Consider the following 14,076-nt stretch of genomic DNA (forward strand, 5'->3'; position numbering starts at 1 on the left):
AAATTTGGGGGAGGTGCCTATGCTCAATCAAGAACTGGAACTCAGTTTAAATATGGCTTTCGCCAGAGCGCGTGAGCACCGACATGAGTTTATGACCGTCGAGCATTTACTGCTCGCACTGCTTAGCAACCCATCTGCCCGCGAAGCGCTGGAAGCCTGCTCCGTGGATCTGGTGGCGCTACGTCAGGAACTCGAAGCCTTCATCGAACAAACCACACCGGTGCTGCCAGCCAGTGAAGAAGAGCGCGACACGCAGCCGACGCTCAGCTTCCAGCGCGTGTTGCAGCGTGCGGTATTCCACGTCCAGTCTTCCGGACGTAGCGAAGTGACGGGCGCAAATGTGCTGGTCGCCATCTTCAGCGAGCAGGAGTCACAGGCTGCCTACCTGCTGCGCAAACACGAAGTCAGCCGACTCGACGTGGTTAACTTTATCTCTCACGGAACGCGTAAAGACGAGCCGAACCAGGCATCGGATTCCAGCAATCAGGTCAATAACAATGAAGAGCAAGCAGGCGGGGAGGATCGTATGGAAAACTTCACCACCAATCTCAACCAGCTTGCTCGCGTTGGCGGTATCGACCCGCTGATTGGTCGCGATAAAGAGCTGGAGCGCGCGATCCAGGTATTGTGCCGTCGCCGCAAGAACAACCCGCTGCTGGTGGGTGAATCCGGCGTCGGTAAAACCGCGATTGCCGAGGGTCTCGCCTGGCGTATTGTGCAGGGCGACGTACCGGAAGTGATTGCCGATTGCACCATCTACTCGCTGGATATTGGCTCGCTGCTGGCGGGCACTAAATACCGCGGCGATTTTGAAAAACGCTTTAAGGCGCTTTTGAAACAGCTCGAGCAGGACACCAACAGCATTCTGTTTATCGATGAGATCCACACCATCATCGGTGCCGGTGCGGCCTCGGGTGGCCAGGTGGATGCCGCTAACCTGATCAAACCGCTGCTCTCCAGCGGTAAGATCCGCGTGATTGGTTCCACAACCTATCAGGAGTTCAGCAACATCTTTGAGAAAGATCGTGCCCTGGCGCGTCGCTTCCAGAAAATCGATGTGACTGAACCCTCTGTTGAAGAAACCGTGCAGATCATCAACGGTCTGAAACCGAAGTACGAAGCGCACCACGATGTGCGTTATACCGCCAAAGCGGTGCGTGCGGCGGTGGAGCTGGCGGTGAAATACATCAACGATCGTCATCTGCCGGATAAGGCTATTGACGTGATTGATGAGGCAGGGGCGCGTGCGCGTCTGATGCCAGCCAGCAAGCGTAAGAAAACCGTTAACGTGGCGGATATCGAGACCGTGGTGGCCCGTATCGCGCGTATCCCTGAGAAGAGCGTTTCTCAGAGCGACCGTGACACGCTGCGCACCCTTGGCAATCGCCTGAAAATGCTGGTCTTTGGGCAGGATAAAGCCATTGAGGCGTTAACCGAAGCCATCAAGATGGCCCGTGCCGGACTGGGGCATGAACATAAGCCTGTCGGTTCCTTCCTGTTCGCCGGTCCGACCGGTGTGGGGAAAACCGAGGTCACGGTTCAGCTTTCCAAAGCGCTGGGCATTGAGCTGCTGCGTTTTGATATGTCCGAGTACATGGAGCGTCACACCGTCAGCCGTTTGATTGGTGCGCCTCCGGGCTATGTGGGCTTTGACCAGGGCGGTCTGTTAACTGACGCGGTGATCAAGCATCCGCACGCGGTACTGCTGCTCGATGAAATCGAGAAAGCGCATCCGGACGTGTTCAACATCCTGCTGCAGGTGATGGACAACGGGACGCTGACCGATAACAACGGGCGCAAGGCGGACTTCCGCAACGTAGTGCTGGTAATGACTACCAACGCCGGTGTACGTGAAACGGAGCGCAAATCTATCGGCCTTATCCATCAGGATAACAGCACCGATGCGATGGAAGAGATCAAGAAGATCTTTACGCCGGAGTTCCGTAATCGTCTGGACAACATCATCTGGTTCGATCACCTCTCTACCGAGGTTATCCATCAGGTAGTGGATAAGTTCATCGTCGAACTGCAGGTTCAGCTGGATCAGAAAGGCGTGTCGCTGGAAGTGAGCCAGGAGGCCCGCAACTGGCTGGCTGAAAAAGGCTACGACCGTGCGATGGGGGCCCGTCCAATGGCGCGTGTGATTCAGGACAACCTGAAGAAACCGCTGGCGAACGAGCTGCTGTTTGGCTTGCTGGTAGACGGCGGTCAGGTGACGGTCGCGCTGGACCAGGAGAAGAATGAGCTGACGTATGATTTCCAGAGTGCGCAGAAGCACAAGCCGGAAGCGGCTCACTGATTTCCAGCATTAGTCTTAAAAACCGGGCAACTGCCCGGTTTTTTTTATGCCTGCCCGCACCGAAACTTTGCGAGGCGCTTTCCATATTTTCATCTCACTCATTGCTGTATAAATTCACAGTCCTAGAATGGCGGCGCACCTGCAAAATCAGGTGTCAGGATTGGCGTCCTGATAACACACATAGGGAAAGATATTGCTCACAGCAATGTCACTGGTTTCGTTCACTCTGTTTTTAGCTGCGGTATAATCCGCACCTTCAAATATGGTGGGCTGAACCGGGGCTTCTTTGAAGCGCCGATTTTCCATATGGTCGGTACGCCAAACCGGTTCAGTCTGCCACCCGAAGTTGGCGTTTCTGGTGGTAATTGTTAGCTTTTAATATGGAAATTATGATCATGGAAAACCAGTCTCTCTCCCGGCTCTACAGCGAACTCTCCCTCAACCCCGATCTCCCGACCCTGGCCGGGCGCTGCATGCTGCTCACCGAAATTCTGCTGGACTGCAACGCCCACCCGCAAACGCAGGCCGTGTGCCGCTGTTTAGGCGCGTATCTGGAAGAAGTCAAAACCGGACTCACAGAATCAATGCGTGATTTTCAGATAGTGGAATTTGAGGAGGACGCTGAACCACCGCGACAAAAAGCGTGGCTACTGGAAGATACCGAAACAAAGTGCGACTACTGCCGGGCAGTAAACCACGTGCTGCTGGTGTCCCATTTTGATCGGGATATGCTGCCGCACCTGACGGGATTGCTGCATGAGATGGCGCATTCCATGGCCGGGGATTTAATCACGCCGGCGCAGCCCCGCATGACAATACATCTTCCTGCCCGGCATTAAGCCGTTAAATAAAAAAGGCCGGGGTTAACCCGACCTTTATATATTCATCTGCCATTACAGGCGAAAACAATTAGCGACTACGGAAGACAATGCGGCCTTTGCTCAGGTCGTACGGGGTCAGTTCAACAGTCACTTTGTCGCCCGTTAAAATGCGGATATAGTTTTTGCGCATTTTACCGGAGATGTGCGCAGTTACCACGTGACCGTTTTCCAGCTCTACGCGAAACATGGTGTTAGGCAACGTATCAAGTACGGTACCCTGCATTTCAATATTGTCTTCTTTGGCCATCTAATCCTCTGGGGTATCACTACCAAGTTTTGAACCGGCAAGATAATGCCGAAATTCATCAATTAAGTAAAGAATTGCGCGTTTAAAACGCAGCAAAATAGTTTCGGCGCATTGCCCAAGCGTCACGGTACAACCGAACGGAAAGCGCATTCGTAAAGGGGATACAACAGGATAAACGTCAGGACGTTATCTGAAGCGGAGGACCCAAACGGCGGCGAGGCAACAGGCAGAACCTACTCTGCGGCATAATTATAACACCCTCACAAAAAATATGCGGAAAACATTTAGGCATTGGGCATAAAGAGCGTTCTTGGTACCCAGAAGTCTCGCGGCAGCTTCTCCTGACGGCAAACGTCCAGATGTTCTATGTAGTGACGGCGGGGGATTTCAACCGCGCCGAGCGAGGCCGTATGCTCATTGAGGACCTGGCAATCCATCAGTTTTCCGCCGCGCTGGGCAAACTCCTGGCAGAAGATCAGCAGCGCGGTTTTCGAGGCATTCACGGCACGGGAGAACATCGATTCGCCGCAAAACAGCGTCCCCTGCGCAACGCCATACATCCCGCCGACGAGTTCACCGTCTTGCCAGACTTCAATGGAGTGCGCGAAACCCAGCTCATGCAGCTGGTGATAGGCAGTAATGATATCGCGGGTGATCCAGGTTCCTTCATGACGGTCTTCGGCACAGCCTTCAATGACCTGACCGAAGGCATGATTCAGGGTGACGCGGTAGGGTGATTTCGCATGGAAACGCTTCATGCTGCGGCTCAGGTGAAACTGCGCCGGCCACAGCACGGCACGGGGATCGGGCGACCACCATAAAATCGGGTCGCCGGGTGAAAACCACGGGAAAATGCCGCGCTGGTAAGCCATCAAAAGCCGCGCAGGACTGAGATCGCCGCCAAGGGCCAGCAGCCCGTTAGGTTCACGCAGCGCTCCCTCCGGCGAAGGGAACGCAATGTTATGACGAGAAAGCTGGACCAGGCGCATGACAGCAGAACTCCAATACGCGAGTTAGGATCGGTACAAATATAGTCTACAGACGCTGTTTAAACTGGTAGTAGCGACCCTGTTTCGCCAACAGTTCTGTGTGACTACCTTGCTCAATAATATGTCCGTTGTCCATCACAATTATCTGATCAAAACTCGCCAGCCCGCGCAGGCGGTGGGTGACCATCAGCACGGTTTTTCCGGTCATAACATGGGCCAGTAAATCAAGGATTTGGCTCTCGGTTGTTGCGTCCAGCCCTTCGGTGGGTTCATCAAGCAGCATCAGAGGCGCATCGTGCAGCAACGCGCGTGCAATCGCCAGACGGCGCAACTCGCCGCCGGAGAGCTGACGACCGCCTTCCCCGAGCCAGCCGTTCAGCCCGTCGTTCTCAAGCAGTTTTTGCAGCCCAATCTGCTCCAGCATGGCGCGCAGATCATCGTCGGAGGCCTGAGGTGCCGCGAGCAGCAGGTTATCACGCAGCGTCGCGCTGAAGAGGTGCACGCGCTGCGGAACCACGCTCACGGTCTTGCGCAGCGTCTGTTCGCTGAAGTCGGTCAGCGGCGTATCGTTAAACCGAATCTGACCGTGCTGCGGATCCCAGGCGCGGGTCAGCAACTGAAGAAGGGTGGATTTACCGCAACCGGTACGACCGAGGAGCGCAATCCGCTGGCCTGCTTTAACAGACAGCGTGATCCCTTCCAGCGCGTTCTGCGCCTGTTTTTCATAGGCAAAGGTGACGTTATCCAGGGTCAGCGCAACCCGCGCCGGCACGGCGGTCTGAGCGCCGCTGAATGTAACCTCCGGCTCCTGCTCGGCAATCTGGGTGATGCGCAGGGCAGAAGCGATGACCTGTCCGAGATGCTGGAAGGCGCCCGTCACCGGGGCCAGCGCTTCAAACGCGGCCAGGGCGCAGAAAACGAAGAGGGCAATCAGAGGGCCGGGCTGGGTATTCCCGCCTACGCCACCTGAAGCCATCCACAGCATGGCGATGACCGCCACGCCGCCGATTAACATCATCAGCGCCTGGGAGAATGCCGTCAGCTCCGACTGGCGGCGCTGGGCTTCGTGCCAGTTCAGCTCAGTGCTTTCCATTTGACTGCGATAACGCGTGCTGGCACCAAAAATGGTCAGTTCCGCCTGTCCCTGCAGCCAGGATGTCAGCTGCTGTCGGTAGTCGCCGCGCAGTCGCGTCAGGTTCTCTCCGGTGGATTTACCTGCACGATAAAACAGCGGTGGCAGGATAATCAGCGTCAGCAGCATGATGCCACCCAGCGTGAGCGCAACGGGAACGTCCAGAACCGACAACCCCAGCGTGACCACCACAATCACCACAAACGCCCCCACGATGGGCGAGATGACGCGCAGGTAAAGGTGATCCAGCGTGTCGACATCGGCTACGACACGGTTGAGTAACTCACCCTGACGAAAACGCGCCAGCCCGGCAGGGGAGAGGGGTAACAGTTTGCTGAAGGTGTAAATGCGCAGGTGCTGTAGCACGCGGAAAGTGGCGTCGTGGCTGACAAGACGCTCAAAATAACGTCCGGCAGTACGCGTGATTGCGGTGCCGCGAACGCCTGCCGCCGGAAGCATATAGTTAAAGCTGTATAAACCCGCGAACCCCGCGACGGCCGAAGCGGACAAGAACCAGCCGGAGAGCGTAAGCAGACCGATGCTGGCAAGCAGGGTAACAATCGCCAGCACAATGCCCAGCAGCAGCATCCATTTATGGCGTTTATAGAGCGCAAGATAGGGAAGCAGAGCACGCATCAGATATCCTCCTGACGGTTTGCCAGCAGGGTGGCAAACGGGCCCTGCGCGGCAACGAGAGAGGCGTAATCGCCTTGCTCAACAATATGACCATTTTCCATAACCCAGATCTGATCCCAGTCAGCAATACCTTCCAGCTGATGGGTGACCATCAGGGTGGTCTGCTGCCGCGAGGCCGCATTCAGGGCATCCATGACGCGTTGCTCACTGTGTGCGTCAAGGCTCGCTGCTGGCTCGTCGAGCAGCATGAGCTGGCATGGGTTAAGCAGCGCGCGGGCAACCGCCACACGCTGGGCCTGACCGACTGACAGGCCGGCAGACTGGTCACCGACAACGGTATCGACACCCTGCGGAAGCTGCGGCAGAAACTCGCTGACCCAGGCGCGGTCGAGAACGGATTGCAGTTCATCGTCACGTGCATCCGGGCGAGCCAGCAGTACATTGTCTCGCAGCGTGGCGGCAGGAAGCTGAGGGTTTTGTCCCACCCAGCTAAGCTGTTTACGCCAGGCAAGCGGATCGAGATCGCGCAGTTCAGTTTGGTTGATCCGTAGCGATCCGGTGTAGGCCATAAAACCCGATAGCGCATTGAGCAGAGAGCTTTTCCCTGAACCGCTGATGCCTACGAGCACCACACGTTTTCCGGCCGGAAGGGTAAAGTTAAGCGGACCTGCCAGCACGTTGCCTTCAGGCGACAGAATGGAGAAATCACGCGCTTCAAGGGTAACCGGCTCTTTGGCGTTCAGGGTCACGTCACCGCGTTCCGGATGCGCCAGTGGCGTTTCCATAAACGTCTTCAGGCTGTCAGCCGCGCCCACGGCCTGCGCTTTTGCATGATAGAAGGTGCCCAGATCGCGAAGCGGCTGGAAAAATTCGGGGGCCAGTATCAGCGCAAGGAAACCGGCTGAAAGGGTCACCGCCGTGCCGTAGTGGCCAAAATCCAGCGCGCCGAGATACGAGAAGCCAAAGTAGACTGCCACAAGCGCAATCGACAGCGAGGTAAAGAATTCGAGTACGCCGGAGGAGAGGAACGCCAGACGTAACACTTCCATGGTGCGCTGACGAAAATCCTGCGATGCGAGGCGGATATTTTCAGTTTCCGCTTCACCGCGGCCAAAAATGCGCAACGTTTCCATGCCGCGCAGACGGTCAAGGAAATGGCCGCTTAAGCGACCCAGAGCCAGAAAGTTACGTCGGTTAGCGTCCGCGGCGCCCATGCCCACCAGCGCCATAAACAGCGGGATCAGCGGGGCTGTGCCCAGCAGGATCAGCGCTGCCATCCAGTTGACCGGGAAAATGGCGATGACAATCAGCAACGGAACGAAGACGGCTAGCGCCATCTGTGGCAGATAGCGCGCATAGTAGTCATGCATATCGTCAATCTGCTCAAGGATCAGCGTCGCCCAGCTTCCCGCGGGTTTACCCTGGATCCACGCCGGACCGGCCTCCTGAAGGCGGTCAAGCACCTGACGGCGGATCTCATAGCGGATATGCTGTCCGGCGTGAAAACCCACGCGCTCACGCAGCCAGACCACCCAGGCACGAAGAACAAAAATCAGGATCAGGACGATAAAGGGCAACAGGAGCGCTTCGCGCGGAATGTTCTCCATGATCATGTGATTAAGAATGCGGGCCAGCAGCCATGCCTGGGCAACAATCAACAGACCACTGACAAACCCCAGAAAACGGGAGATTGTTAGCCAGCGGCGGGAAAGAACGCTTTGCTGTTTCAGCCAGCGTGTTAACTCTTGTTGACGGGTTTTTTCCATTGCGTACTTAGCAGGTGACGTTATTAGAAGTTGGGCAGCGCAATGTTACAACGGAGAGACAATAAAGGCGACTTATCGCCGCCTTTATTTACGTTTGTTACTGACTTGTAAAGATTATTTACCTTGTTCCGCCAGCCCGTCGAGGTAGCGTTCAGCGTCCAGCGCGGCCATACAGCCGGTGCCAGCAGAGGTGATCGCCTGACGGTAGATATGGTCCATCACATCGCCAGCAGCGAATACGCCAGGAATGCTGGTCTGGGTCGCGTTGCCGTGAATACCGGACTGCACTTTGATGTAGCCGTTTTCCAGCTCCAGTTGCCCCTCGAAAATCGCGGTGTTCGGGCTGTGACCGATCGCCACAAACAGACCCGCCACTTCCAGCGTTTCGACGTTATCGGTGTTCTGGGTATCACGAATACGCAGACCGGCAACGCCCATCTGATCGCCCGTGACTTCTTCCAGGGTACGGTTGGTGTGCAGCACGATATTGCCACTCGCCACTTTATCCATCAGACGTTTGATCAGGATCTTCTCTGCGCGGAAGGTGTCACGACGGTGGATCAGGTGCACTTCAGAGGCGATGTTCGCCAGATAAAGGGCTTCTTCCACGGCAGTGTTGCCGCCACCGATAACCGCCACTTTCTGGTTGCGATAGAAGAAACCATCGCAGGTTGCGCAGGCGGAGACGCCACGGCCTTTGAATGCTTCTTCAGACGGCAGACCGAGGTAACGGGCAGAAGCGCCGGTCGCGATGATCAGCGCATCACAGGTGTACTCGCCGCTGTCGCCCGTCAGACGGAACGGACGGTTCTGCAGGTCAACCTTGTTGATATGATCGAACAGAATTTCGGTTTCGAATTTCGTCGCATGCTCGTGCATACGCTCCATCAGCAGCGGCCCGGTCAGGTCGTTCGGGTCGCCTGGCCAGTTTTCCACTTCCGTGGTGGTGGTCAGCTGACCGCCTTTTTCCATGCCGGTAATCAGAACCGGTTGCAGGTTAGCGCGTGCAGCATAGACCGCCGCGGTATATCCCGCAGGTCCAGAACCAAGAATTAGCAGCTTACTGTGTTTGGCCGTGCCCATGAGATCCCCATTGTTGTTGGCAGACATTTGGCTGGATTGTAGGGAATTTGTTGCCGTAAAAAAAGAGCGCAGCAATTTTGATATCGATATGTGCAATAGCCAGCGACGATGAATTAAGCGCTATAACATCACGCTTTGCGCCGAAATTCGCTCGTTTGTACGGCAATAAAATGAGGATTAATACCCTGCCGTAATGAATATCCGGCATGTTGTACTAAAAATCGATGTTTTGCTTTGACAATCCCCTGCGCTTTTGCGAAAACATTCAAGGAAGAAAAAAAACCGCGTTAACCGCATGCCGCATAGGCATGCACGTAAATGCCATTTTTACCGGGTCAGTGAAATCTACGCATGGCGTGGACAGACGCCATACGTGATATCGGTGACTGCCTTCGGGCAACGGTCTTCTTACCAACAGAACCCGAATCCGCATCGCGTCTAATACATAACCAGGCGATGTGATGACTAACGGGTACAGGCTCTGAACAGTGATGTGCACAGGGTCCAGGCAGGAGTAGGGAAGGAATACAGAGAGACAATAATAATGGTAGATAGCAAGAAGCGCCCTGGCAAAGATCTCGACCGTATCGATCGTAACATTCTTAATGAATTGCAAAAGGATGGGCGTATTTCCAACGTCGAGCTTTCAAAACGTGTGGGACTTTCCCCGACGCCGTGCCTTGAGCGTGTGCGCCGACTGGAAAGACAGGGTTTCATTCAGGGCTATACGGCTCTGTTGAACCCGCATTATCTGGATGCCTCACTTCTGGTATTTGTTGAGATTACTCTGAATCGTGGTGCGCCGGATGTGTTTGAGCAATTTAACGCCGCTGTACAAAAACTTGAAGAAATTCAAGAGTGTCATCTGGTATCCGGTGATTTCGACTACCTGTTGAAAACCCGTGTGCCTGATATGTCCGCCTACCGTAAGCTGCTGGGTGAAACCCTGCTGCGTCTGCCGGGCGTGAATGACACCCGTACCTATGTGGTGATGGAAGAAGTCAAACAGAGCAATCGTCTGGTTATTAAGACGCGCTAACACGGAACAGGTGCAAAATCAGTGTAGTTTGATTACACTCCTGTTAATCCATACAGCAACAGTGCCGGGGATACCCGGCGCTGTTGTCCGTTTTAGCAAACAGGCAGGATATGCCTGATACCTGGAGAGCCTTTCTTGAGCCAGGAATACACTGAAGACAAAGAAGTCACATTATCGAAGCTAAGCAGCGGACGTCGTCTCCTCGAGGCTTTGCTGATTGTTATTGCCCTTTTTGCCGTCTGGCTGATGGCAGCCCTACTCAGTTTCAACCCCTCAGATCCCAGCTGGTCACAAACCGCCTGGCATGAGCCTATCCATAACTTAGGCGGTGTTCCCGGCGCCTGGCTTGCAGATACGCTCTTCTTCATTTTCGGGGTGATGGCCTACACCCTTCCCGTCATTATCATTGGCGGATGCTGGTTTGCCTGGCGCCATCGTCAAAACGATGACTATATCGACTATTTCGCGGTGTCGCTGCGCCTGATTGGCGCACTGGCGCTGATCCTCACCTCGTGTGGGCTGGCGGCTATCAACGCCGATGATATCTGGTATTTCGCCTCTGGCGGGGTGATCGGCAGCCTGTTGAGCTCTGCGCTACAGCCCATGCTTCACAGCAGCGGTGGCACGCTTGCGTTGCTCTGCATCTGGGCGGCAGGACTGACGCTGTTCACCGGCTGGTCGTGGGTGAGCATCGCTGAGAAGATCGGCAGCTTTATCCTCACCCTCCTGACCTTCGCCAGCAACCGTACCCGTCGCGACGATACGTGGGTTGACGAAGATGAATATGAAGATGAGTACGAAGAGGAAGACGATGCTCCCGTACAGCGTCGCGAATCTCGTCGTGCCCGCATTATGCGCGGCGCGCTGGCGCGTCGTCAGCGTGTTGCCGAGAAATTTGTCAACCCGCTAGGCCGTAAAACCGATGCGGCGCTCTTCTCCGGCAAACGCATGGATGAAGACGATCAGGTTGAATATCGTGCAGCCGGTGCGGCTGTCGATCCAAACGATGTGCTCTTCTCCGGCAACCGTGCCACGCCGGGAGCGTTTGATGAATACGACCCGCTGTTAAATGGTCACTCCGTGACCGAGCCGGTCGCTGCAGCGGCCGCCGCTACTACGGCTTCACAGGCGTATGCCGCTCCAGCCGATGCGGTGATGCCTTCAGCACCGGTTCCACCACCCGAATCCGCCATTCAGCAACCTCAGGTGGAGTGGCAAACCGCCCCTGGCGTTCATACGCCTGAGCCGGTTATTGCGCCAGAGCCAGAGAGCTATGTTCCTGTCCAGCAGGAAGCCTGGCAGCAGCCTTATCAGCCGGAGCCGGCATATGAGCCTCAGGGATATCCGCAGTACGCGCAGCCTGCCGCACAGCCTCATCAGGAGTACGTGCCGGAGCCGATTGAACCTGAACAGCCATACGTAGCGCCTCAGCCAGAGCCTGGCGTGGTGGAAGAGGCGAAACCGTCTCGTCCGCCATTGTACTATTTTGAAGAGGTCGAAGAGCGTCGTGCCCGCGAGCGTGAACAGCTGGCGGCCTGGTATCAGCCTGTGCCTGAACCGGTGCAGGAGCCTGTAACCAAAGCACCTTCTGTTTCGGTTCCTCCGGTTGATCCAACGCCTGCCGTTGCACCTGTTGCTGAAAGCGTGAAGCAGGCTACAGCGGCAGCCGCTGCGGCTGCCCCGGTCTTTAGCCTCGCCACAGGCGGTGCGCCACGTCCACAGGTGAAAGAGGGCATTGGCCCGCAGTTACCTCGCCCAAACCGTGTTCGCGTGCCAACGCGGCGTGAGCTGGCCTCCTACGGTATCAAGCTCCCTTCTCAGCGTATGGCTGAGGAGAAAGCACGCGAGAATGAGTATGAAGATGACGTTGATGAAATGCATCAGGATGAACTGGCGCGCCAGTTCGCCGCGCAGCAGCATCAGCGCTATGGCGAAGAATACCAGCATGAAGTGCATCATCCACAAGACGAAGATGACGCGGCTGAGGCGGAATTAGCGCGCCAGTTCGCGGCCACGCAGCAGCAGCGTTATGCCGGTGAGCAGCCCGCCGGAGCGAATCCGTTCTCGCTGTCGGATTTTGAATTCTCGCCAATGAAAGATCTGGTGGATGATGGCCCGAGCGAGCCGCTGTTCACGCCGAGCGTGATGCCGGACGCTGAACCGACGCGTCCGCAGACTGCGCCAGCGCCGCAGGCGTATGCACAGCCGCAACAACCGGCACCGCAAGCGTATGCACAACCGCAGCAACCGGCGCCGCAGGCGTATGCACAGTCGCAACAACCGGCACCGCAGGCGCATGCACAGCCGCAGCAACCGGCGCCGCAGGCTTACGCGCAACCGCAGCAGCCACCACAGCCGCCGCAGTTCCAGCAGCCTCAGGCACAGCCGCAGGAGAGTCTCATTCACCCGCTGCTGATGCGTAACGGCGACAGCCGTCCGTTGCAGCGTCCAAGCACGCCTCTGCCGTCGCTGGATCTGTTAACCCCACCGCCGGCTGAAGTCGAGCCGGTCGATACCTTTGCTCTTGAGCAGATGGCTCGTCTGGTGGAAGCGCGTCTGGCGGACTTCCGTATCAAGGCTGATGTGGTCAACTACTCCCCAGGGCCGGTGATCACTCGCTTCGAACTTAATCTGGCACCAGGCGTAAAAGCCGCGCGTATTTCTAACCTTTCCCGTGACCTGGCGCGTTCTCTGTCGACCGTGGCGGTGCGTGTTGTAGAGGTTATTCCGGGTAAACCTTACGTCGGTCTTGAACTGCCGAATAAGAAACGTCAGACCGTTTACCTGCGCGAAGTCCTGGATAACGCGAAGTTCCGCGACAACCCGTCACCGCTGAGCGTGGTTCTGGGTAAAGATATTGCGGGCGAGCCGGTGGTGGCCGATCTGGCAAAAATGCCTCACCTGCTGGTGGCAGGTACCACCGGCTCCGGTAAATCCGTCGGTGTGAACGCCATGATCCTCAGCATGCTCTATAAAGCGCAGCCGGAAGATGTTCGTTTCATCATGATCGACCCGAAAATGCTGGAACTGTCGGTCTATGAAGGTATCCCGCATCTGCTGACAGAAGTGGTTACCGACATGAAAGACGCGGCCAATGCCCTGCGCTGGAGCGTTAATGAGATGGAGCGTCGCTACAAGCTGATGTCTGCGCTGGGCGTGCGTAACCTTGCCGGTTATAACGAGAAAATCGCCGAGGCGGCACGGATGGGTCGTCCGATTCCGGACCCTTACTGGAAACCGGGCGACAGCATGGATGCCCAACATCCGGTGCTGGAAAAACTGCCTTACATCGTCGTGCTGGTGGATGAATTCGCTGACCTGATGATGACCGTCGGTAAAAAAGTGGAAGAGCTGATTGCACGTCTGGCGCAAAAAGCGCGTGCGGCCGGCATCCACCTGGTTCTGGCGACGCAGCGTCCGTCTGTGGACGTTATTACGGGTCTGATCAAAGCGAACATTCCAACCCGTATCGCGTTTACCGTATCGAGCAAAATTGACTCGCGTACTATTCTCGACCAGGGTGGCGCGGAGTCGCTGCTGGGTATGGGGGACATGCTTTACTCTGGCCCGAACTCCACCTCTCCGGTGCGTGTTCACGGCGCATTTGTTCGCGACCAGGAAGTTCACGCCGTGGTGCAGGACTGGAAAGCGCGCGGTCGTCCGCAATATGTTGATGGCATTACCTCCGACAGCGAAAGCGAAGGCGGCGGTGGTGGCCTGGACGGCGGCGAGGAGCTGGATCCGTTATTCGACCAGGCAGTTAACTTCGTCACCGAAAAACGTAAAGCCTCTATCTCGGGTGTGCAGCGTCAGTTCCGCATCGGCTACAACCGCGCAGCGCGCATCATCGAGCAGATGGAAGCGCAGGGCATTGTGAGCGAGCAGGGGCACAACGGTAACCGTGAGGTGCTGGCACCGCCGCCGTTTGATTAACCTTCAGTGATTGCAAAGAAGGGTAAATCAGCCAAAATTAAGCATTTTCTTCTGTCGCCTGCCTTCGGGCA

9 protein-coding genes are annotated in these 14,076 nt (G+C 56.3%); 4 read left to right on the forward strand and 5 right to left on the reverse strand.

Annotated features, from left to right (window positions below; genetic code table 11):
* Window positions 1–19: 19 nt before the first annotated feature.
* Entirely contained in the window at window positions 20–2,299 is a 2,280-nt protein-coding gene (clpA, locus tag QRN24_RS20825; protein ID WP_020884836.1) for an ATP-dependent Clp protease ATP-binding subunit ClpA, read from the forward strand.
* Between the two features lie 389 nt (window positions 2,300–2,688).
* Complete coding sequence (locus QRN24_RS20830) at window positions 2,689–3,138, forward strand: hypothetical protein (protein ID WP_149376127.1); 450 nt, start codon at window positions 2,689–2,691, stop codon at window positions 3,136–3,138.
* 70 nt (window positions 3,139–3,208) lie between these two features.
* Here QRN24_RS20830 and infA read toward each other — a convergent pair whose 3' ends face one another.
* The 5 genes from infA to trxB form a co-directional block, all read right to left on the reverse strand.
* Window positions 3,209–3,427 carry a translation initiation factor IF-1 gene (gene infA / locus QRN24_RS20835; protein ID WP_002211347.1) on the reverse strand — a complete coding sequence of 73 codons (219 nt, stop codon included), beginning with the start codon at window positions 3,425–3,427 and terminating at the stop codon, window positions 3,209–3,211.
* Between the two features lie 284 nt (window positions 3,428–3,711).
* Window positions 3,712–4,416, reverse strand: coding sequence for a leucyl/phenylalanyl-tRNA--protein transferase (aat, locus tag QRN24_RS20840; RefSeq protein ID WP_014169362.1), 705 nt, complete (start codon window positions 4,414–4,416; stop codon window positions 3,712–3,714).
* A 46-nt stretch (window positions 4,417–4,462) separates the two neighbouring features.
* Window positions 4,463–6,184, reverse strand: coding sequence for a heme ABC transporter ATP-binding protein/permease CydC (gene cydC / locus QRN24_RS20845; RefSeq protein WP_284943032.1), 1,722 nt, complete (start codon window positions 6,182–6,184; stop codon window positions 4,463–4,465).
* Window positions 6,184–7,950 carry a heme ABC transporter permease/ATP-binding protein CydD gene (gene cydD / locus QRN24_RS20850; protein ID WP_020884832.1) on the reverse strand — a complete coding sequence of 589 codons (1,767 nt, stop codon included), beginning with the start codon at window positions 7,948–7,950 and terminating at the stop codon, window positions 6,184–6,186. The genes cydC and cydD overlap by 1 nt, the downstream gene beginning before the upstream one ends.
* A 114-nt stretch (window positions 7,951–8,064) precedes the next feature.
* Window positions 8,065–9,033: a thioredoxin-disulfide reductase gene (gene trxB, locus QRN24_RS20855; protein ID WP_025204565.1), complete on the reverse strand. Its 969-nt coding sequence runs from the start codon at window positions 9,031–9,033 to the stop codon at window positions 8,065–8,067.
* A gap of 544 nt (window positions 9,034–9,577) precedes the next feature.
* Here trxB and lrp point away from each other — a divergent pair.
* Together lrp and ftsK are read left to right on the forward strand one after the other, a co-directional pair.
* Entirely contained in the window at window positions 9,578–10,072 is a 495-nt protein-coding gene (gene lrp, locus QRN24_RS20860) for a leucine-responsive transcriptional regulator Lrp (protein ID WP_000228469.1), read from the forward strand.
* Between the two features lie 135 nt (window positions 10,073–10,207).
* A complete protein-coding gene (gene ftsK, locus QRN24_RS20865; RefSeq protein WP_284943033.1) occupies window positions 10,208–14,005 on the forward strand; it encodes a DNA translocase FtsK in 3,798 nt (1,265 codons plus the stop codon).
* Window positions 14,006–14,076 lie beyond the last annotated feature (71 nt).

The organism is Enterobacter sp. MEB024 (genome assembly GCF_030209635.1).
Taxonomy (GTDB): Bacteria; Pseudomonadota; Gammaproteobacteria; order Enterobacterales; family Enterobacteriaceae; genus Enterobacter; species Enterobacter ludwigii.

Excerpts from the sequence above, each read along its gene's own strand:
- cydC (WP_284943032.1), bottom strand. The coding sequence starts at position 6,184 with ATGCGTGCTCTGCTTCCCTATCTTGCGCTCTATAAACGCCATAAATGG.
- infA (WP_002211347.1), bottom strand. The coding sequence starts at position 3,427 with ATGGCCAAAGAAGACAATATTGAAATGCAGGGTACCGTACTTGATACG.
- lrp (WP_000228469.1), top strand. The coding sequence starts at position 9,578 with ATGGTAGATAGCAAGAAGCGCCCTGGCAAAGATCTCGACCGTATCGAT.
- trxB (WP_025204565.1), bottom strand. The coding sequence starts at position 9,033 with ATGGGCACGGCCAAACACAGTAAGCTGCTAATTCTTGGTTCTGGACCT.
- clpA (WP_020884836.1), top strand. The coding sequence starts at position 20 with ATGCTCAATCAAGAACTGGAACTCAGTTTAAATATGGCTTTCGCCAGA.
- cydD (WP_020884832.1), bottom strand. The coding sequence starts at position 7,950 with ATGGAAAAAACCCGTCAACAAGAGTTAACACGCTGGCTGAAACAGCAA.
- aat (WP_014169362.1), bottom strand. The coding sequence starts at position 4,416 with ATGCGCCTGGTCCAGCTTTCTCGTCATAACATTGCGTTCCCTTCGCCG.
- QRN24_RS20830 (WP_149376127.1), top strand. The coding sequence starts at position 2,689 with ATGATCATGGAAAACCAGTCTCTCTCCCGGCTCTACAGCGAACTCTCC.